The sequence below is a fragment of the Streptomyces mobaraensis NBRC 13819 = DSM 40847 genome (assembly GCF_017916255.1).
GTDB lineage: Bacteria > Actinomycetota > Actinomycetes > Streptomycetales > Streptomycetaceae > Streptomyces > Streptomyces mobaraensis.
In genome coordinates this window covers 1,756,534-1,774,470 of sequence record NZ_CP072827.1, presented here as the reverse complement: position 1 = coordinate 1,774,470, position 17,937 = coordinate 1,756,534, and the positions used below count along the sequence as shown (strand labels likewise).

Annotated in this window: 20 protein-coding genes and 1 riboswitch; of the genes, 11 read left to right on the top strand and 9 right to left on the bottom strand. The window is 74.7% G+C overall.

Annotated elements, in window-relative coordinates:
• Positions 1–64: 64 nt before the first annotated feature.
• A riboswitch (cobalamin riboswitch) is annotated at positions 65–151 on the bottom strand.
• Between the two features lie 132 nt (positions 152–283).
• Both J7W19_RS07130 and J7W19_RS07125 read right to left on the bottom strand, forming a co-directional pair.
• Positions 284–496, bottom strand: coding sequence for a hypothetical protein (locus J7W19_RS07130; RefSeq protein WP_004943219.1), 213 nt, complete (start codon positions 494–496; stop codon positions 284–286).
• Positions 497–506: 10 nt separating this feature from the next.
• Positions 507–1,748 (bottom strand): inorganic phosphate transporter, encoded by a 1,242-nt coding sequence (locus J7W19_RS07125; RefSeq protein WP_004943216.1) that lies wholly within the window; start codon positions 1,746–1,748, stop codon positions 507–509.
• 112 nt (positions 1,749–1,860) lie between these two features.
• Between J7W19_RS07125 and J7W19_RS07120 the strand changes: the two genes are divergently transcribed.
• The 3 genes from J7W19_RS07120 (at position 1,861) to J7W19_RS07110 (ending at position 5,328) form a co-directional block, all read left to right on the top strand.
• Positions 1,861–2,532: a class II aldolase/adducin family protein gene (locus tag J7W19_RS07120; protein WP_004943213.1), complete on the top strand. Its 672-nt coding sequence runs from the start codon at positions 1,861–1,863 to the stop codon at positions 2,530–2,532.
• Positions 2,533–2,627: 95 nt separating this feature from the next.
• Positions 2,628–3,782 (top strand): alpha/beta hydrolase, encoded by a 1,155-nt coding sequence (locus tag J7W19_RS07115; RefSeq protein WP_040889345.1) that lies wholly within the window; start codon positions 2,628–2,630, stop codon positions 3,780–3,782.
• Positions 3,783–3,870: 88 nt separating this feature from the next.
• The gene (locus tag J7W19_RS07110; RefSeq protein ID WP_004943209.1) at positions 3,871–5,328 is read left to right on the top strand and encodes a hypothetical protein; all 1,458 of its coding nucleotides are present in this window, start codon (positions 3,871–3,873) and stop codon (positions 5,326–5,328) included.
• A 253-nt stretch (positions 5,329–5,581) separates the two neighbouring features.
• Here J7W19_RS07110 and J7W19_RS07105 read toward each other — a convergent pair whose 3' ends face one another.
• Complete coding sequence (locus tag J7W19_RS07105; protein ID WP_004955686.1) at positions 5,582–6,007, bottom strand: VOC family protein; 426 nt, start codon at positions 6,005–6,007, stop codon at positions 5,582–5,584.
• Positions 6,008–6,044: 37 nt separating this feature from the next.
• The gene (ypfJ, locus tag J7W19_RS07100; RefSeq protein WP_004955683.1) at positions 6,045–6,935 is read right to left on the bottom strand and encodes a KPN_02809 family neutral zinc metallopeptidase; all 891 of its coding nucleotides are present in this window, start codon (positions 6,933–6,935) and stop codon (positions 6,045–6,047) included.
• A gap of 348 nt (positions 6,936–7,283) precedes the next feature.
• Between ypfJ and J7W19_RS07095 the strand changes: the two genes are divergently transcribed.
• The 3 genes from J7W19_RS07095 (at position 7,284) to J7W19_RS07085 (ending at position 10,455) form a co-directional block, all read left to right on the top strand.
• Complete coding sequence (locus J7W19_RS07095; RefSeq protein ID WP_004955679.1) at positions 7,284–8,882, top strand: ABC-F family ATP-binding cassette domain-containing protein; 1,599 nt, start codon at positions 7,284–7,286, stop codon at positions 8,880–8,882.
• 439 nt (positions 8,883–9,321) lie between these two features.
• The gene (locus tag J7W19_RS07090) at positions 9,322–9,543 is read left to right on the top strand and encodes a helix-turn-helix domain-containing protein (RefSeq protein ID WP_004955677.1); all 222 of its coding nucleotides are present in this window, start codon (positions 9,322–9,324) and stop codon (positions 9,541–9,543) included.
• Between the two features lie 120 nt (positions 9,544–9,663).
• A complete protein-coding gene (locus J7W19_RS07085) occupies positions 9,664–10,455 on the top strand; it encodes an enoyl-CoA hydratase/isomerase family protein (RefSeq protein ID WP_004955674.1) in 792 nt (263 codons plus the stop codon).
• Positions 10,456–10,496: 41 nt separating this feature from the next.
• On the opposite strand, the gene J7W19_RS07080 is transcribed toward J7W19_RS07085, so the two are convergent.
• Both J7W19_RS07080 and J7W19_RS07075 read right to left on the bottom strand, forming a co-directional pair.
• Positions 10,497–11,213, bottom strand: a complete 717-nt coding sequence (locus J7W19_RS07080) for a hypothetical protein (RefSeq protein ID WP_004955672.1) — start codon at positions 11,211–11,213, stop codon at positions 10,497–10,499.
• Positions 11,214–11,365: 152 nt separating this feature from the next.
• Positions 11,366–12,280, bottom strand: coding sequence for a hypothetical protein (locus J7W19_RS07075; protein ID WP_233478074.1), 915 nt, complete (start codon positions 12,278–12,280; stop codon positions 11,366–11,368).
• Between the two features lie 257 nt (positions 12,281–12,537).
• Here J7W19_RS07075 and J7W19_RS07070 point away from each other — a divergent pair, with 257 nt between their 5' ends.
• The 5 genes from J7W19_RS07070 to amaP are packed head-to-tail and all read left to right on the top strand — an operon-like array spanning position 12,538 to position 14,860.
• Positions 12,538–12,978: an Asp23/Gls24 family envelope stress response protein gene (locus tag J7W19_RS07070; protein ID WP_004956275.1), complete on the top strand. Its 441-nt coding sequence runs from the start codon at positions 12,538–12,540 to the stop codon at positions 12,976–12,978.
• Between the two features lie 58 nt (positions 12,979–13,036).
• Positions 13,037–13,240, top strand: coding sequence for a hypothetical protein (locus J7W19_RS07065; protein ID WP_004956272.1), 204 nt, complete (start codon positions 13,037–13,039; stop codon positions 13,238–13,240).
• 21 nt (positions 13,241–13,261) lie between these two features.
• Positions 13,262–13,636, top strand: a complete 375-nt coding sequence (locus tag J7W19_RS07060) for an Asp23/Gls24 family envelope stress response protein (protein WP_004956269.1) — start codon at positions 13,262–13,264, stop codon at positions 13,634–13,636.
• Positions 13,633–14,256 (top strand): DUF6286 domain-containing protein, encoded by a 624-nt coding sequence (locus J7W19_RS07055; RefSeq protein WP_004956267.1) that lies wholly within the window; start codon positions 13,633–13,635, stop codon positions 14,254–14,256. Before J7W19_RS07060 ends, J7W19_RS07055 begins: the two co-directional genes overlap by 4 nt.
• A gap of 7 nt (positions 14,257–14,263) precedes the next feature.
• Positions 14,264–14,860 (top strand): alkaline shock response membrane anchor protein AmaP, encoded by a 597-nt coding sequence (amaP, locus tag J7W19_RS07050; RefSeq protein WP_004956265.1) that lies wholly within the window; start codon positions 14,264–14,266, stop codon positions 14,858–14,860.
• Between the two features lie 115 nt (positions 14,861–14,975).
• Here amaP and J7W19_RS07045 read toward each other — a convergent pair whose 3' ends face one another.
• The 3 genes from J7W19_RS07045 to J7W19_RS07035 form a co-directional block, all read right to left on the bottom strand.
• A complete protein-coding gene (locus J7W19_RS07045) occupies positions 14,976–15,731 on the bottom strand; it encodes an SDR family oxidoreductase (protein ID WP_152264189.1) in 756 nt (251 codons plus the stop codon).
• Positions 15,732–15,779: 48 nt separating this feature from the next.
• Positions 15,780–16,697: an SURF1 family cytochrome oxidase biogenesis protein gene (locus J7W19_RS07040; RefSeq protein WP_004949937.1), complete on the bottom strand. Its 918-nt coding sequence runs from the start codon at positions 16,695–16,697 to the stop codon at positions 15,780–15,782.
• A 130-nt stretch (positions 16,698–16,827) separates the two neighbouring features.
• Entirely contained in the window at positions 16,828–17,829 is a 1,002-nt protein-coding gene (locus J7W19_RS07035; RefSeq protein ID WP_004949934.1) for a DEDDh family exonuclease, read from the bottom strand.
• Positions 17,830–17,937: the final 108 nt, after the last annotated feature.

The window sequence follows — 17,937 nt, the reverse complement described above, 5'->3', positions numbered from 1 at the left end:
CGCGCATGTCTTCTGGTGTCCTCACTCAGGGTCCGCGCCCTGGTTCGACGTGACCGGCGACCCAGAGTCTCCTGGCTTCCGGACGGGCCCCGCGGGTGGCGGGCGTCCGGTGACAGTGGCGGGACCGCGCCGGATTCTCACCGGCTTCCTCTGTGTGTCGCCGTTTGGCCTCGGCAGTCCACCACGGCCCGCGAGCGGGCGTCAACTCGCGGTGGGTGGGCCCCTGACCCGCCCTTTCTCCCCCAGCGGTAGCTGGGGGAGAAAGGGCGGGTCAGGGGCAACCTCACGCGACGATCAGATAGATCCCGTACCCCACAGCCGCCGCACACAGCGCGAACGCCGCGTAAGCGCCGGTCCGCACCACCGCGGACGCGGACTTCCCGTCCCGCGCCGGCGACGTCCCCACGATCCCGAGAGTGAAGGCCCCCACCAGCCCCACGGTCATCGCGAGACTGACGCCGAAGACCTGGCCCAGAGCTGCCCAGTCGATGTGCATGGCGGATTCCTCAGCTGGTCGCGGCCACGGCGGGCGCCGGGGCGGGCTCGGGGGTGACGGTCGAGGGGGCCACCGGACCCGCCGGCGGCGGGGCGACGGCCTGGAGGGCGGCGGTGACGACACCGACCGGCTCGGCCGGAACGGCGGACTCCGGCTCCTGGACGCTGTCGGGCGTCACCGGCTCGCGCCGCGACACCAGCCAGATCGCGCCGCTGACGGCCAGGCCGAGCACGGCCACCGCCGTCACGCCCCAGGTGCCCTGGTCGGCGAGGAGCGCCGCGCCCGCCGCGACCAGACCGGCCGCCGGCAGCGTGAGGCACCAGGCGACGACCATGCGGCCGGCGGTCGACCAGCGGACGACGCCGCCCTTGCGGCCCAGGCCCGCGCCCATGATCGAGCCGGAGCAGACCTGCGTGGTGGAGAGCGCGAAGCCGATGTGCGAGGAGGCGAGGATCACCGTCGCGGCGCCGGTCTGGGCGGCGAAGCCCTGCGCCGGGCGGATGTCGGTGAGGCCCTTGCCGAGCGTCTGGATGATGCGCCAGCCGCCGAGGTAGGTGCCGAGCGCGATGGCCAGGCCCGCGGAGACGACGACCCACAGCGGCGGGTCGGAGTGCGGGGCGACGACGCCGCCGGTGACCAGCGCGAGCGTGATCACACCCATGGTCTTCTGCGCGTCGTTGGTGCCGTGCGCCAGCGAGACGAGGGCGGCGGAGGCGATCTGGCCCGCGCGGTAGCCCTTGGCGGTGTCGGCCTCGTCGCGGTCGCGCGCCAGGCGGTAGGTGAGCCTGGTCGCGGCCCAGGCGGAGACGCCGGCCACGATCGGGGCGGCCACCGCCGGGATCAGGACCTTCATGACGACCTTGTCGCCGTTGACCGCGTCGAAGCCGACGGAGGCGACGGTCGCGCCGATCAGGCCGCCGAAGAGGGCGTGCGAGGAGCTGGAGGGCAGGCCGGCCAGCCAGGTCAGCAGGTTCCAGACGATGGCGCCGACCAGTCCGGCGAAGATCACCTCTGGTCGGATTCCGGCGGTCTCGTCGATGATGCCTCCGGAGATCGTCTTGGCGACCTCCACGGAGAGGAACGCGCCGACGAGGTTGAGCACCGCCGACATCGCCACCGCTGCCTTGGGCTTGAGTGCCCCGGTGGAAATGGTGGTGGCCATCGCGTTGGCCGTGTCGTGGAAGCCGTTCGTAAAGTCGAACACCAAGGCCGTGACGATCACGATCCCGATGAGAAGCGTGATGTGTTCCATTCACCCAGGCAATCAGTCCGGTGGTCAGTACGCGGCGACCGTAGGGACTCCGGGTGAACGGAAGGTGAACTGGGACGGGATCCATGGTGACGCGAACCGGAGGGGGCCATCGATGAGGGATCCGAAGGACGACGGGACGATCTCCCGGAAGCGGGCGGAGGTGCTGGCCACGGCCCGGAGGACGGTCGCGGACGGCCTGGTGGTGGGCACCTCGGGGAACGTGTCCGCCCGGGTCGGCGACGTGGTCCTCGTCACACCCAGCGGGGTGCCGTACGACCGGCTCCGGCCGGAGGACGTCGTCGCCGTCGGCCTCGACGGCCGCCTTCTCGCGCCCGGCGGCCTCACCCCCACCAGCGAACTCCCCCTCCACCTCGCCGTCTACCGCTCCACCGACGCCACGGCCATCGTCCATACGCACGCCGTCCACGCCACCGCCGTCTCCACCCTGGTGACGGAGCTGCCGCCGGTCCACTACATGACCGCGGCCCTCGGCGGACCCGTACGGGTCGCCCCCTACGCCCTCTACGGCAGCGACGAACTCGCCCGCCACACGCTCACCGCCCTCAACGGCCGCACCGGCTGCCTGCTGCGCAACCACGGCACCCTCACCTACGGGACGACCCTGGAGCAGGCGTACGACCGCACCGCCCAGCTGGAGTGGATGTGCCGCGTCTGGCTCGCGGCCTCGGGGGTGCCGGGGCGGACCCCGACGCTGCTCGACGCCGGGCAGCTCGCGGAGGCGGGGGAGAAGCTGCGCGGGTACGGGCAGGGGCGGAGCGACTGAGGCGCCGCGATCAGCCGCCCGACGGACTCCGCGATCACCCGACCGCCCGTCCATGCCGACTGGCCTCGTCGCACCCACGTGCGGACACTGGAGGGATGCATCTGGTCCGGACGACGGCGATGACAGCGGCGACCATGATCGGTGCCGGGGCGGCGGCCCTGGCCGTGGGGCGGTACGCGGGCGACGGCCTGCTGAGAGGCGGCCCGGACCGGCCCCTTCCGGGCGAGCCCCGGCTCACCGTGCGGGACGTCGACGACGCCACCGTCACCCTGGACCGCACCCCCGCCTCCTGCCGTCCCGGCACCTACGGGCTCACCGGCCGGGGCGTGCGGGCCGTCGTCGGACCGCCGGTCGCCGACGTCTCGCACCCGCCCGACCGGGTCGTCCGCCGGCTCGAACGGATCACCCAGGGGGTCCTCCGGCCCGGCCTCGGGGTCCGGCTCACCCCGCAGGTCCTCCACGGCGACCCGCGCGAGGCGTTCCTCCCCGAGGGCCTCAAGGATCCCGAGGACCTCAAGGGCCTGGAGGACGCCGAGCTGACCGGGGAGACCGGCCCGCTGCCCGCCTGGTTCCTGCCCGGCGCCCGCGACACCCACGTCGTCACCGCGCACGGGCTCGGTGCCACCCGCGAACACCCCGCGGCCCTGCTGCCGTTCTGGCGCCGGTCGCGGGTTCCCGCGCTCGTCGCCGCCCACCGCGGCGACCCCGGAGCCCCCCGGCCCGCCGACGGCCTCGACCGGCTCGGCGCCGCCGAGTGGCGCGACGTCGTCACCGCCGTCGAGGAGGCCGTCCGGCGCGGGGCCCGGCACGTGGTGCTGCACGGCTGGTCCACCGGCGCCACCGCGGCCCTCCTGGCCGCCGCCGACCCGAAGGTCCGGCCGCACATCGGCGGGCTCGTCCTGGACTCGCCGGTGCTCGACTGGGACGCCGCGCTGCACGCCCTCGCCGCGCGCCGGCTCCCCGCCGCCCTGCGCCCGCTCGCGGTGCACGCCGCCCGCGTGCGCGCCGGACTGGACCAGGGCAGGCTCCGGGCCGCCGCCGACCCCGCCCGGCTGACCGTGCCCGTCCTCCTCCTGCACAGCCCGGACGACACCTTCGCGCCCTGGACGCGCTCCCGGGACCTGGCCGCGCACCGTCCGGATCTGGTCACTTTGCGCACCGTCCGCGACGCCGGCCACGCGGCCCTGTGGAACGCGGACCGTAAGGGCTACGAGGAGTCCCTGAGGCGGTTCCTGACGCCCCTTGTGTAGGCGGTCACCGGTCGCCACCAGGGGGCATGGGTGACTGCATGGTTGATTCCGATTGGGTTTTCGGAGCGTGAACGGCAAGACTGCTCCTGTGACGTCCCGTACTCCGCGCGACTCCCGGCTCAGACTCGTACCCCGGCAGCCGATCGCCGCCGCCCGCAAGGCGGTGGCCGACCGAGGCTCCCGTCCGGCACCCCGGCCACCCGCCGGCATCCCGGGCCGTCCGGAACTCGCCCGGCAGGCGAGAGCCGGACTCACCGGCGCCGTCCGCCTGGCCCGCTGGGCGGCGGCCGAGTACGCCCGGGGGGCCGGTCCAGGCCCCGGCACGGGCGCCGACGGGACCGGCGAGGCCGGCGTGCTCGGGACGGCGACCGCCGAGCGGGCCGCCGCCGCCCTCGACCTGACACCCCGCCAGGTACAGGCCGACTGGGACCGCGCCCGGCTCGCCGGACTGCTCGAACTGCACGGCGGCAGCGCCCGCGCCGGCTGGCGGCTGACCGCCTGGGACCGCGACGACAGCGCCGTACTGCGCGGCTGGGTCGCCCTGTTCGACGCGTGGTCGCTCGCCCACCCGGAACCGGCCGGCACCGACCCGACCGTGGCCGCCGAGGTCGTCGAGGCGGCCCCGCAACTGCTGTCCGTCATGCACCTGTCGGCCGGGCCGGTCTCCGTCGCCATGCTGCTCAACCTGCTCCGGCAGCGCGTCGCGGAGATCCGCGCCGAGCGCTGCGAGATCCCTTACGACGGCCCCGAGCCGGTTCCGGCCCGCGGGTCCGTCCCGGCGCCCCGCGACGGGGCCGCCGAGTCCACCGGACCGCTGCCCGATCTGCTCGCCTGGGCGCTCGACGGGCTGGCCTCGGTCGGCGCGCTCGTGGTGCGCGGCGGCACCGGACCGGACGCCGAGGCCGTGCTCACCCCGCTCGGCAACTGGGCGGTGTGGGTCAAGCTCGAACAGATCTGCGTCGCCGCCCAGAGCCCCGCCGGGAACATCGAACTCTCCGCCGAGGCCATGCTCCGCGGCTGCGCCGACCTCAGCCCCGGCCCGGCCCGCGCCGAGTACCGCGCCTGGCTCGCCGCCCGGCCGGTGCGCAGCGCCGTCGCCGAACTCCTGGAGGCGGCCCGGGGCGACGACGCCCTGGTCCGCGGCCTCGCCTTCGAGGCGCTGCGGGCCGTCGGCGCCCCCGCCGAACCCGCCGTCCGGGCCGTCGTCGACGAGACCATGCTGCGCCCCTACGCCCTGCTGTGGCTCGCCGAACAGGAGGGGCACGACGCGGAGGAGGCCGCGGAGGTCCTCACCCGGGAGGAGGCGACCTGGCTGTGGGTGGACACGGCGGCGGCCGTCGCCGACCACGGGGAGAGTCGGCTGCTCGTGCGGCATCTGGAGTCGGCGGTGCAGGGGACTGTGCCGGCGTTGCTGGCGGAGGTACGGGCGGTGGGGCATCCGCGGACGGTGCAGGTGCTCGTCGCCCTGGCGGCCGCGCATCCCGATCCGGCGCTGGCGAAGGCGGTTCGCCGGGCGGCGTTCCAGGTGCACCGCGGGGGGAGCTGAGCGGGCGCCTGCGGCGGGCTGTGCCCCGGTCCCTCCCCCAGAGGGGGCACCCCCATTCACCGTTTCTTGCGGGGGCAGGCCCTCGCACCCCCGAGCGCGCCTGCGGCGCGCGTCCTCAAACGCCGGACGGGCTGGAAATCCAGCCCGTCCGGCGTTTGAGGACAACCGCGCGGAGCGCGGTTTCAGGGGGTCTGGGGGCTCGCCCCAGGAATCGGCGAAGGGGCGGGACCGGGGCACCAGCCCGCCGCAGGCGTTACCCGGCAACCTCCGGCCCCGACGGCGCGTACGTCCCGAACGTCCAGAGGTTGCCCTCCAGATCCCGCGCCAGGTAATCCCGCGCGCCGTACACCTGATCGGCCGGCGGCACCAGGATCTCCGCCCCCTGCCGCCGAGCCCGCTCGCAGTGGGCGTCCACGTCGTCGACCACGACGTAGATCCCGGCGGGCCCCGCGTCGGCCATCGCGTCGGCGAAGGGTCCGCCCCGCCCGGCGGAGCCGATCATCACCATGCCGTTGCCGTGGACGAGCTCCGCGTGCAGCACGGTGCCGTCCTCGCTCTCGTAGAGCGCGGACCGGACGAAGCCGAAGGCGGTGGTCAGTTGGGCGAGGGCCGCCTTGGCGTCGCGGTAGAGGAGGGCCGGGGTGACGGTGGGTCGGATGGTGTGGCTGAGGTCGGACATGGCGCTGACTCCACTCCTCGCGTGTGCGGGTCCCCGGCTAGCGGAACGTGTCGCAGGCGGCCACGTTCCCCGTCCGGTACCCGGTGGTGAACCACTGCTGCCGCTGCGCCGCCGAGCCGTGCGTCCAGCTCTCCGGAGTGACCCGGCCCTGGAACTTCTCCTGGATGCGGTCGTCGCCGACCGCCGCCGCGGCCGACAGGCCGTCCTCGATGTCCGTCTGCGTCAGCGGCTTGAGCAGCGGCTTGCCGGTCGACCGCTCGGGCGTGGTGGCCGCGTGGTGGGCCCAGACGCCGGCGTAGCAGTCGGCCTGGAGCTCGACCTTGACCGCGTCGCTGCCGGCGCCGGTCCGGCGGTCCTGGGAGCGGGCGAGCGTGCCGGTGAGGTTCTGGATGTGGTGCCCGTACTCGTGGGCGACGACGTACGCTTCGGCGAACGGTCCGCCGCGGGCGCCGAACTTGCTCGTGAGCTCCTTGAAGAAGTCCAGGTCCAGATAGACCTTGTGGTCGCCGGGGCAGTAGAACGGGCCGACGGCGGAGGTCGCGGCCCCGCAGGCGGTGTTCGTCCGGCCGGTGAACAGCTTCGTCTGCGCCTGGCTGTAGGCGGTGGAGCGGCGGGCGAACTCCTGGCTCCAGAACGACTGGGCGCTGTTGACGACGCCGACGATCCGGCAGTCCTCGCGGGTGTTGGCGTCCCGGCCCTTGCGGCAGTCCCGCGCCACCTGCGCGTCCGTGCTCGCGGACGGTGTGCCGCCCGGCTCGCCCGAGGACAGGCCCAGCTCCTGCGGGCCGATGCCGAAGAAGAGGCCGGCGAGGAGGGCGAGCAGCCCGACCACCCCGCCGCCGACGGTCAGCCCGCCGCCGGGGATCCGGCTGCCCCGCTCGTCCTGCACCTGCGAGGTGTCGAGATCCGCGTCGTCGTCGAACTGCATGCACGACCGCCTCTCCACCCGGGGACATCACCCCGAGTATCCGTTAATCACCCGTTCTGTGCCCTTTCGGGAGCCTGTAGGCCCCGCCGTCCTCCGCAGGAGGGGCTGCCCGGAGTGTGACGGACGAAACAGTGAGGAACGGGGCGGCGGCCCCGCGGGAACGGGGAGGCCCGCCGTCCGCCCGGGAAACCCGCTTGCCCGCCCCCGTTAGAATCTTCCCCATGGCTTCTCTCCTCGTGCATTAGACGGCGCGGCCGCCCGCGCGGCAGTGTTCGCCCCCTCCCCGGCCCGCGCGGCACCGGGAGGTGTTCCCCTCGACCGCCGTCCCACCCGCCCAGGAGTAGTCCCGTGATCACCGCCTCCGGCATCGAGCTGCGCGCCGGCGCACGCGTCCTCATCGAGTCCGCCAGCTTCCGCATCGCCAAGGGCGACCGCATCGGCCTGGTGGGCCGCAACGGCGCGGGCAAGACCACGCTCACCAAGTGCCTGGCCGGCGAGGGCATCCCCGCCGCCGGCACCATCAGCCGCTCCGGCGAGGTCGGCTACCTCCCGCAGGACCCGCGCACCGGCGACCTCGACGACCTGGCGCGCGACCGCATCCTCTCCGCGCGCGGCCTGGACAGCGTCCTCCGCAAGATGCGCGAGAACGAGGACCGCATGGCCAACGGCAAGGGCGCGACCCGCGAGAAGGCCATGAAGAAGTACGAGCGCCTGGAGACGGAGTTCCTGACCAAGGGCGGGTACGCCGCCGAGGCGGAGGCCGCGACCATCGCCGCCAGCCTCGGCCTGCCGGACCGCATTCTCGGCCAGCCGCTGCACACCCTCTCCGGCGGTCAGCGCCGCCGCGTCGAGCTGGCCCGGATCCTCTTCTCGGACGCCGACACCCTGCTCCTCGACGAGCCGACCAACCACCTCGACGCCGACTCCATCGCCTGGCTGCGCGACTACCTCAAGACCTACCGCGGCGGCTTCGTGGTGATCTCCCACGACGTCGACCTCGTCGAGACGGTCGTCAACAAGGTCTTCTACCTGGACGCCAACCGCTCCCAGATCGACGTCTACAACATGGGGTGGAAGCTCTACCAGCAGCAGCGCGAGGCCGACGAGAAGCGCCGCAAGCGCGAGCGGCAGAACGCCGAGAAGAAGGCCGCCGCCCTCAACTCCCAGGCCGACAAGATGCGCGCCAAGGCCACCAAGACCGTCGCCGCGCAGAACATGGCCCGCCGCGCCGAGAAGCTGCTCGCCGGCCTGGAGGCCGAGCGCGTCTCCGACAAGGTCGCCAAGCTGCGCTTCCCCGACCCGGCGCCGTGCGGCAAGACCCCGCTGATGGCGGAGGGACTGTCCAAGTCCTACGGCTCGCTGGAGATCTTCACCGACGTCGACCTGGCCATCGACCGCGGCTCCCGCGTCGTCATCCTCGGCCTCAACGGCGCCGGCAAGACCACGCTGCTGCGCCTGCTGGCGGGCACCGAGCAGCCCGACACCGGCAAGGTCACCCCCGGCCACGGCCTCAAGCTCGGCTACTACGCCCAGGAGCACGAGACGCTGGACCCGGACCGCACGGTCCTGGAGAACATGCGCTCCTCCGCGCCCGACCTCGACCTGGTCGAGGTCCGCAAGGTGCTCGGCTCGTTCCTGTTCTCCGGCGACGACGTCGACAAGCCCGCCGGCGTCCTCTCCGGCGGCGAGAAGACCCGGCTGGCCCTGGCCACCCTGGTCGTCTCCTCCGCCAACGTCCTCCTCCTGGACGAGCCCACCAACAACCTCGACCCCGCCAGCCGCGAGGAGATCCTGGGCGCGCTGCGCACCTACAAGGGCGCGGTGGTCCTGGTGACGCACGACGAGGGCGCCGTGGACGCGCTCGAACCGGAGCGCATCATCCTGCTGCCGGACGGCGTCGAGGACCTGTGGGGCCCGGACTACGCGGATCTGGTGGCCCTGGCCTGATCCGGTCCGCGGACCCGGGCCCCCACCCGGGCCCGTCCGCGGTCCGGCGGTCCGCGCGGAGCCGCCCCGCCTCCTGGCCGATCGCGGCCGGCGATCACCGGCGATCGGTGCCGTCCCGATCATTCGGCCGATGCGTGATCCTTCATCTGAGTGAGGGCGGCTCATCCTCCGGTGTGGTGGAACGCTCCGGCGCACGCACCGGAAGCGGCACCGGGTGCCATGTGCTCCCGTGCTCCCCTGCCCCGTCCTGACCTGCCGCTTTCTCCCGCCACCCGGACGGGTGTACGGGCCCGGCGAGACGGAATCGCCTGTTCCGCCCGGCTTCGGCAGCCCGAATCGCGGAAACCTTCTGTCATCGACCTTGCCGAATGGGTGGCCAGGATCCCGGCAAGGGGTGATCATGAGAGACAAGAGGCGCATCTCCCATGAGGAGGCACGGGTGGCCGAGACTCTGAAGAAGGGCAGCCGGGTGACCGGCGCCGCGCGCGAAAAGCTCGCGGCAGACCTGAAGAAGAAGTACGACTCCGGTGCGAGCATCAGGGCGCTGGCCGAAGAGACCGGCCGCTCCTACGGCTTTGTCCACCGGATGCTCAGCGAATCCGGCGTGATCCTGCGGGGTCGCGGCGGTGCGACGCGCGGCAAGAAGGCCGCCTCGGTCTGACACCGCGCACCTGTCGGGTACCGAAAGCATGGGCAGTGCCACCCGGTCGGCCGTTCGACCGGCCGGGTGGTTACTGTGCAGTCACTTACTGCCGACTGCATGCCGATACCGGAGGCTCCCATGACCGCCCCGCAGGCCCTGCTCGACCAGGATGGCGTCCGGCTCACCGTGGACGACGCGGTGGCCACCGTCACCCTGACCAATCCCGCCAAGCGCAACGCCCAGTCGCCCGCCCTGTGGCGGGCCCTCACCGAGGCCGGGCGGCTGCTGCCGGGCAGTGTGCGGGTCGTGGTGCTCCGGGGCGAGGGCAAGTCCTTCTCCGCGGGCCTCGACCGGCAGGCGTTCACCCCCGAGGGCTTCGACGGCGAGCCGTCGTTCCTCGACCTGGCACGCGGCACGGACGCCGACCTGGACGCGGAGATCTCCCGCTACCAGGAGGCGTTCACCTGGTGGCGCCGGAACGACATCGTCTCCATAGCCGCCGTCCAGGGCCACGCCATCGGCGCGGGCTTCCAACTCGCCCTCGCCTGCGACCTGCGCGTCTGCGCGGAGGACGCGCAGTTCGCCATGCGCGAGACCAGCCTCGGCCTGGTGCCCGACCTGGCCGGCACCCGGCCGCTCGTCGCGCTGGTCGGCTACGCCCGCGCGCTGGAGATCTGCGCCACGGGCCGCTTCGTCCACGCCGAGGAGGCCGAGCGCACCGGCCTGGCCAACCTCGTCGTCCCGGCCGCGGAACTCGACGCGGCGGTGGCCGACCTCACCGCGGCCCTGCTGGCGGCCCCGCGCGACGCGGTCGTCGAGACCAAGGCCCTGCTCCGCGACGCGGCCGGCCGCACCTACGACGACCAGCGCGCCGCCGAACGCGCCGCCCAGGGGCGACGGCTGCGGGATCTGGCGGGGCTGGGGGAGTAGGGGCCGGCGGCAGGTGACCGCCGGGGGGCACCGCCCGGCGGTCAGCCGCGTATCCGTACGCCGTACCGCTTCCTGAGGAACCACAGCTCCCACAAGGCCACGGCCGTCACCGAGACCGGGCCGCCGAGGAACGCGGCGGCCCGGATCGCCGTCGGCCCGTTCGGCAGCCCGTCGCCCAGGGAGAGCAGGGCGAGCGCCCACACCAGCACCACCGTGAGCACCGCCGGCAGAGCCGCGTGCACATCGGCGGTGTTGAACGCGTACCGGGCGGCCGAGCCGGAGGCGAACACGAGGAACAGGATCAGCCACAGCGCCAACGGCCCCGTGACCAGCGCCAGCAGGCCGGTCGCCGAGCCCAGCGCCCTGGTGCCGTTGAGGTAGGAGTACCCGGTCACGCAGCCGACCAGTGCGAGGACCGCGCCCAGGTACCAGCCGACCGCCTTCAGCGGGTGCCGCAGCCGCGACCGCAGCAGCGGGCGGTGGCGCCGCGGCGCGTACCAGATGAAGCAGGCGACGACGACCGGGCCGAGCACGATGAGCACCACGGGGGCCAGGAACAGCTTGCTCAGCCCGTCGTCGACCACCGCCGACCAGCCGCCGTCCACCCCGTAGACCGAGATCAGCCCGAACGTCGCCAGCGCGCCCAGCAGGGCGCGCACCGACTGCACCCGGGTGACCAGCGGGTCCTCGACCCGGCCGGGACCGGGAGCGGCGAAGACGGCCCGCGCTCTGCGGCGGGCGGAGCCGAACACCCCCACGACGCAGCCGCCCCTACGCGCCCGGTGCGGCGGTCGCGGCGGCCACGGCCCGGGCGGCGGCACGTGGGGCGGTGGCCAGTGCGGTCCCGGACGGCGTGGACCCGTGTGCGTCATGACGTGCTTCGCCCCCCTCGAAGTCGACGTCCGGGATTCTAGGGCGCGCCCCCGCGCCCCGGCCCGCCCGGTGACCCCGGCCGTACCGCCCCCGGGTCCACCGTGCGCCGGTGTGCCCGGTGGCCCTCGGCACCCGCCTCCGTCGGGTCGACGGCCGTGACGACCACGGCGACCGGCGCCGGGCCCAGCGCGCCGCGCACCGCCCGGGCCACGTCGGCCGCCCGGTGCCCGCCGGCGACGGCGATCTGCACCCGGGCGGCGGGGTCGCGGCCCGCGCCGAGCACCGCGTGCTCGCGGGCCACGCCGGGGACGGCGAGCGCGGCGGCCCGCACGGGGGCGGCGGGTCCGGAGCCGGCGGATGAAGGGGCTGGAGGGGCCGGAGGGGCCGGAGTTCCCTGATCCGGTTCGGCTGTCCCGTTCCCTTCCGGCGGCAGGTCGGCGAGGACGTCCGTCACCCTCAGGTCGATCGCCGCCCACTCCAGCCCCAGCCGTTCCTCGGAGACCGCCCACAGCGCGGTGCGCAACCGGTCGGCCGTCTCGTACAGCGGCTCGTGGGGGACGCCGTGCGCGAACTCGTGGGGAACGGCGCCGGGGACGAGCGCCGCCGTCAGGTCCGCGGCGCAGCGCAGCGGGCCCGGCGGGAGGGCGCCGGGCGGGGCGGGGAACCCGGATGGCGGTACGGCACCGGACGCGCTTCCGGCCGTCGTGACGCGGAGGGCGCCGAGCCGGACGCCCGCCACCCCGCGCGCCGCGCGGCGCAGCACCCCGGCCACCGCCTCCTCGGTGATCCAGGCGCCGTCGGCCGGGTCCCCCAGGGGCAGCAGCGAGCCGAGCCCGAGCTGCCGGCGGACGGCGCGGGCGAGCGCGTCGGGCCCGTCGGCGCGTTCGCCGGTGGAGTGCCCGCCGTCGGTGTGCCCGTCGTCCGGCCGGTCCGGTCCGGTCTGCGTGTCCACGGTCATCCCTGTCGTCCCACCGCTGTCGTCCCACCGCTGTCGGTCGTCCGTCCCGGAGGCACCAGACTGCCGCATTCCGCGCCGTCCGGCGCGCCGGACGGCGCGAGAGGCGGGGAGGAGACGGCGGCGGACGCCCGGGATGCCGCACACGCCGCGAAACTCCCCCCAGCAGGGCCTATGGTGGCAACAGGATCGGTAACGCTTTCCCCTCCCTTTCCCGTCCCAGGAACACTCCTTCGGAAGCGAGGCGAACGACCATGACCGACACCGCGGAAGGCCGCGAGGGCGGCGCCAAGGAGTTCGTGGCCCCCGCCGACCGGGGCCGTACCACCATCGCCGACGGCGTCGTCGAGAAGATCGCCGGAATGGCCGCCCGTGACGTGGTCGGCGTGCACGCGATGGGCGGCGGGCTGGCCAGGACGTTCGGCGCGGTCCGCGACCGGGTGCCCGGTGGCGGCAAATCCGTCACACGGGGTGTGAAAGCCGAGGTCGGCGAGGTGCAGACCGCGCTCGACCTGGAGATCGTCGTCGACTACGGCGTCGCCATCGCCGATGTGGCCCGCGCCGTGCGGGAGAACGTGATCTCCGCGGTCGAGCGGATGACCGGTCTGGAGGTCGTCGAGGTGAACATCGCCGTGAGCGATGTGAAGCTGCCGGACGAGGAAGAGGAGGAGCCGGCGCCGCCCAGGATCCAGTGAGGCACACCGGCCGGCCCCCCGGGCCGGCCCGCCCGTCCGACTCGTTGAGGAGCGCACGATGAGCATGGCCGTGGTCGGCTTGATCGTCGGCATGGCGCTGGGATTCGCCGGGTACTTCGGCGGGTTCGGCGCTTTTCTGCTGGTGGCGGCGCTGGGCGCCGTCGGGTTCGTCGTGGGCCGGTTCCTGGAGGGAGACCTGGAGCCCGGCGACTTCTTCCGGCCGCGCGCCCGCGACCGTGAACACGACGGCCGGCGGAGGTAGGCGGTGCCGGGAGGGCGGGCCGTGGAACCGGCCGCACGCGGGGCGACCCGGATCGCCGACCGCGTCGTCGCGAAGATCGCTTCACAGGCCGCGCGGGAGGCGCTCGACGGGGAACCGGGCGGGCCCGGCGGCGGTACGGGAGCGGGCGGCGGCGCGGACGCCCGGCGCCCGCCCCCGCACGCGTCCGTGACCGTCCATGAGGAGACGGCCCGGGTCCGCGTCTCGGTCGAGCTCGGGTATCCGGCGGACATCGGGGCGCACTGCCGCGCGGTCCGGCGGCGGATCGTCGAGCGGGTACGGACGCTGGCGGGCATGGAGGTGCCGGAGGTCGTGGTGACGGTGGAGCGGCTGCACTCGCCGCACATGGAGCGCGGCGCGATGGAGCGGGTCCGATGAGCGAGCCCACGGCGCCTCCGGCACCGGACCCCGCGGAACCGCCCGACCCCCCCGAGGGGACGGAGCGGCTGGACGTCGGGCGCGCCGGCCGCTTCTGGTCCGCCCGCCGGCTGCCCGCCGCCCTGATCGCCCTCGTCGTCCTCGGCCTGACCGGGCTGTTCCTCTACGACGTGGCCGCCGTCCGCGCGGGCCACCCGGCGATGGGCTGGCGCCGCCGGCTCGCCCGTGAACTCGCCCACCGGCCGCTCGGCGACGGCTGGATCGTGACCGGCGCCGTGCTCGCCGTCCTGGCCGGGATCTGGCTGCTCGTCCTGGCGGTCACGCCCGGGCGGCGGGCGGTGCTGCCGATGCGCCGCGAGACCCCCGACCTCCGCGCGGGGCTCGACCGGAGGGCGGCGGCGCTGGTGCTCCGGGACCGGGTGATGGAGGTGCCGGGCGTGCAGTCCGTCCGCGTCGAGGTCGGCCGGATCGCCGTACGGGCCCGCGCCCAGGCGCACTTCCGGGACCTCGACGAGGTCCGTACCGACGTGGACGGCGTCCTCGCCGACGGGGTAAGGGAGTTGGGCCTCGCCCGGCGTCCCGTCCTCTCGGTCAGGGTGCGCCGCCCGGCGAGGCGGTGAGCGTACGGTGCTGAGGACCGTCAACCGGGTGCTGCTGGGCCTGACCGGGATCCTGCTCGTGGCCCTCGGCGCCGCCGTGCTCGTCGGCGCCCTCGACCTGCCCGTGCACTGGGACTTCTCGCTGCCGTCCGCCTGGCCGTTCTCCGACCCCGACGACGTGCTGCTCACCGACGCCGAGCGGCGCCGGTGGCGCGGGCGCGACGGGTGGTGGGCCGTGGTGTTCGGGGTCCTCGCCGTCCTGGTGCTGCTGGCCCTGTGGTGGCTGCTCGCCCAACTGCGGCGGCGCCGGCTGCGCGAGATCGCCGTCGACTGCGGCGACGGCGAGGTGGCCCGGCTGCGGGGGCGCGCGTTGGAGGAGGCGCTGACCGCGGAGGCGGGGGCGCTGGACGGCGTCGACCACGCCCGCGTCGTCCTCACCCGCCGCCGCGGCGGCCCGGAGGCCCGGATCACCCTCACCCTGGCCCCCCACGCGGCCCCGGCGACGGCCCTGCGCCGCCTGAACACGGAGGCCCTCCACCACGCCCGCACATCGGCGGGCCTGCCCCGCCTACGGGCGAAGGTCCGCCTGCGCGCGGTACGGCACCGAGCGGAACGGGTGGGCTGACGCCCGCGTTCGAGGGGCGGCCCCACGGGGAGCCCAACCGGCCTCCGGTCGGGGCGCGCGGGGTTGTGCGGCGGGGTGCGCGCCCCGTCGCCGGGGCCGGAGGCGCGTCGGCGGGTCAGAAGCCGTGGCGTGCTCCGCCGTCGACGGGGATCATGACGCCCGTGAGGTAGGAGGCGGCGGGGGACAGGGCGAAGGCCGCCACCGTGCCGAACTCCTCCGGGGTGCCGTAGCGGCGGAGCGGGATCTCCGCCGCGCGGGCGGCCCTGGTCGCCTCCGGGTCCTCGGTGAGGCCGTCGAGTTCGCGGACCCGGTCGGTGTCGATGCGGCCGGGCAGCAGGCCGACGACGCGGATGCCGCGCGGGCCGAGTTCCGTCGCGAGGGACTTGGCGAAGCCGGCCAGGCCGGGCCGGAGGCCGTTGGAGACGGTGAGGCCGGTGATGGGCTCGTGGACGGACGAGGAGAGGACGAAGCCGATCACCCCGCCCTCGGACAGCTCGCCGGCGGCGGTCCGGGCGAGCCGTACGGCGCCGAGGAAGACGGACTCGAAGGCCGCCCGCCACTGGTCGTCGTCGTTGTCGGCGAACCGGCCCGCCGGCGGGCCGCCGACGCTGACGAGGACGCCGTCGAAGCGGCCGAAGCGCTCGCGCGCGGTGGCGATCAGCCGCCCGGCCGCGGCCGGGTCCGCGTTGTCGGCGGCCACGCCGACCGCGCCGGGGCCGAGGTCCGCGGCGACGGCCTCCGCCGTCGCCGCGTCCCGGCCGGAGAGCACCACACGGGCCCCGTCGGCCACCAGTCGGCGGGCGGTGGCGAGGCCCAGCCCGCGGGTCGCGCCGGTGAGCACGTACACCCGGTCCTTGAGTCCAAGATCCATGCGGCCAGTGTGCCGGGCGGGGGATGGCTTGTCAGCGGGGCGAGGTGGTCAGTCCGAGGCGGGAGGGGCCGCGGTGGCACCGGCCTTGGGCTGGGGCTCGGGCTTCGGCCCGGGGTCGGGCTGCGCCTCGGCCTTCGGCTCGGGTTCGGGCTTCGCGGCGGTGGTCGGGTCCGCCGGGCCGGCCGGGTCCCCGGCGTCCTTCGGCGCGGCCGCGGCCGCCGCCGCGGCGGCCACCTGGTCGCGGCGCTCCCGCCGGACCAGGATCACCCAGCCGACCGGTACGAACGCCGAGAACAGCCACCACTGCACGGTGTACGCCATGTGGTTGCCGATGCTGCTGTGATCGGGGTCGTCGATCGTCTGCGGCTGGCCGGCGGGCGCGGGGGAGATGAGCTCCAGGTAGCCGCCCAGCATCGGGCGGTGCAACTGCTCGCCCTGCCGACGGCTGTTGATGATCATGATCATCCGGGGCGGCAGCCCCTTCGTGTCACGGATGCCGCTGCCCGGGTCCTCGTCCGCGCGCAGACGGCCGACCAGGTCGATCGTGCCGGACGGCGGCGCGGGTACCTGGGGGAACTCGCGCTGGCCCGCGTCGGCCGGCACCCAGCCGCGGTTGACCAGGATGGCCTTGCCGTCCTCCAGTACGAAGGGCGTGATGACCATATATCCGGACTTGCCGGAGTTGTCGGTGCGGAGTCGCGCCACCACCTCGCCCTTGACGTCGTACCGGCCCCGGGCGGTGCCCCGGCGCCAGACGTTGTCGCCCGGCACCTCGCGCCCGGGCGCGGTGAGTTCGGTGACGGGCACGGGCGGGTGGGTGAGGCTGTGTTCGATGCGGTTGTTGCGCGCCACCCGTTGCTCATGGCGATGGAGCTGCCAGAAGCCCAATTCGATCATCACCGGGATGAGGACGAGCCCCACGAGCGTGAGGATCACCCACTGCCGGGTCAGCAGGAAGCGGTACACCCCTGTGACGGTACCTGGTGGCTCCGGCCGCCCGGTCACGGGGTGCCGGGCCGCCGGGCGCCGGCGGGCGTGTCCGTTACGTCCGTCACGTCCGCCGCGCTCACCGCCTCTGCCGCGTCCGCCGCGCCCGTCAGCGCGTCGCGTCCGCCGGGACGACGTGTGACAGCAACTGGATGAAGACGGCCTCGTCCACCACCGGCGTCCCGAACTGACGGGCCTTGACCGTCTTGGAGGTGTAGGAGTCCGGATCGTTGGTGACCAGCAGGCTGGTGAGTCGCGACAGGCTCGTCGCCACGTGCAGCCCGGCCTCCGTCGCGCGGTCCTCCAGCAGTTCGCGGTCGATGGAGGTGTCGCCGGAGAACGCCACCCGCATGCCCTGGATGAGCTGTTTGCCCGGTTCGTACCGCCCGGGGTTGGGGTACGGGCAGGCCGGCCGCCGTCGGCTGGGCCGCCAGTTGGCCGGACCGCCGTGCCGCCGGTCCGGCTGGTAGCCGACCGTCGCCGAGCGGACGGCCGCGGGCCCGTCCGACCACTCCGTCAGCGGCTGGCAGGCCAGCAGCGGCAGCCGCAGCCCCGCCTCCGCCGCCAGGTGCAGGCTCGGCCGGAACGCCTCGGCCAGCACCCGCGCGTCGTCGAGCGCGTGGTGCGCCTGCCGCTGGACCACCCCGTAGTGCGCGGCCAGCGACTCCAGCTTGTGGTTGGGCAGCGGCAGCCGCAGCTCCTTGGAGAGCGCGATCGTGCACAGCCGCTGGCGCACCGGCGCCTCGGCCCGGGCCCTGGCGTACTCCCTGGCGATCATGGACCAGTCGAAGGCCGCGTTGTGCGCGACCAGCACCCGTCCGTCCAGCCGCCGCGCGAACTCCTCCGCGACGTCCTCGAACAGCGGTGCGTCCGCGAGGACTTCGGAGGTGAGCCCGTGGATCCAGACGGGACCGGGATCGCGCCGCGGGTTCACCATCGTGTACCAGGTGTCCTCCACCCGGCCTCTGGCGTCCAGTTGGTACACGGCGGCCGACACTATGCGGTCGTCCCGGGCGAGACCGGTGGTCTCCACGTCGACGACCGCGTATCCGTCGGGATACGCGGCCGGCCACGAGGCGGGCGATGCGGCTGCGGTGCGGTCTTCGAGCATGGTCCCAGAGCTTACGGGCCCCCACTGACAACGGATCCCGGCCCCCGTCCCGGCCGCCCCGGCGGCCCGCGCCCGCCTCCGGGCCGCGCACCCGCCCCCGCCTTGCCG

Excerpts from the sequence above, each read along its gene's own strand:
- J7W19_RS07045 (WP_152264189.1), bottom strand. The coding sequence starts at position 15,731 with ATGGATCTTGGACTCAAGGACCGGGTGTACGTGCTCACCGGCGCGACC.
- J7W19_RS07130 (WP_004943219.1), bottom strand. The coding sequence starts at position 496 with ATGCACATCGACTGGGCAGCTCTGGGCCAGGTCTTCGGCGTCAGTCTC.
- J7W19_RS07105 (WP_004955686.1), bottom strand. The coding sequence starts at position 6,007 with ATGTCCGACCTCAGCCACACCATCCGACCCACCGTCACCCCGGCCCTC.
- ypfJ (WP_004955683.1), bottom strand. The coding sequence starts at position 6,935 with ATGCAGTTCGACGACGACGCGGATCTCGACACCTCGCAGGTGCAGGAC.
- J7W19_RS07055 (WP_004956267.1), top strand. The coding sequence starts at position 13,633 with ATGAGCGAGCCCACGGCGCCTCCGGCACCGGACCCCGCGGAACCGCCC.
- J7W19_RS07065 (WP_004956272.1), top strand. The coding sequence starts at position 13,037 with ATGAGCATGGCCGTGGTCGGCTTGATCGTCGGCATGGCGCTGGGATTC.
- J7W19_RS07085 (WP_004955674.1), top strand. The coding sequence starts at position 9,664 with ATGACCGCCCCGCAGGCCCTGCTCGACCAGGATGGCGTCCGGCTCACC.
- J7W19_RS07070 (WP_004956275.1), top strand. The coding sequence starts at position 12,538 with ATGACCGACACCGCGGAAGGCCGCGAGGGCGGCGCCAAGGAGTTCGTG.
- J7W19_RS07035 (WP_004949934.1), bottom strand. The coding sequence starts at position 17,829 with ATGCTCGAAGACCGCACCGCAGCCGCATCGCCCGCCTCGTGGCCGGCC.
- J7W19_RS07125 (WP_004943216.1), bottom strand. The coding sequence starts at position 1,748 with ATGGAACACATCACGCTTCTCATCGGGATCGTGATCGTCACGGCCTTG.
- J7W19_RS07115 (WP_040889345.1), top strand. The coding sequence starts at position 2,628 with ATGCATCTGGTCCGGACGACGGCGATGACAGCGGCGACCATGATCGGT.
- J7W19_RS07120 (WP_004943213.1), top strand. The coding sequence starts at position 1,861 with ATGAGGGATCCGAAGGACGACGGGACGATCTCCCGGAAGCGGGCGGAG.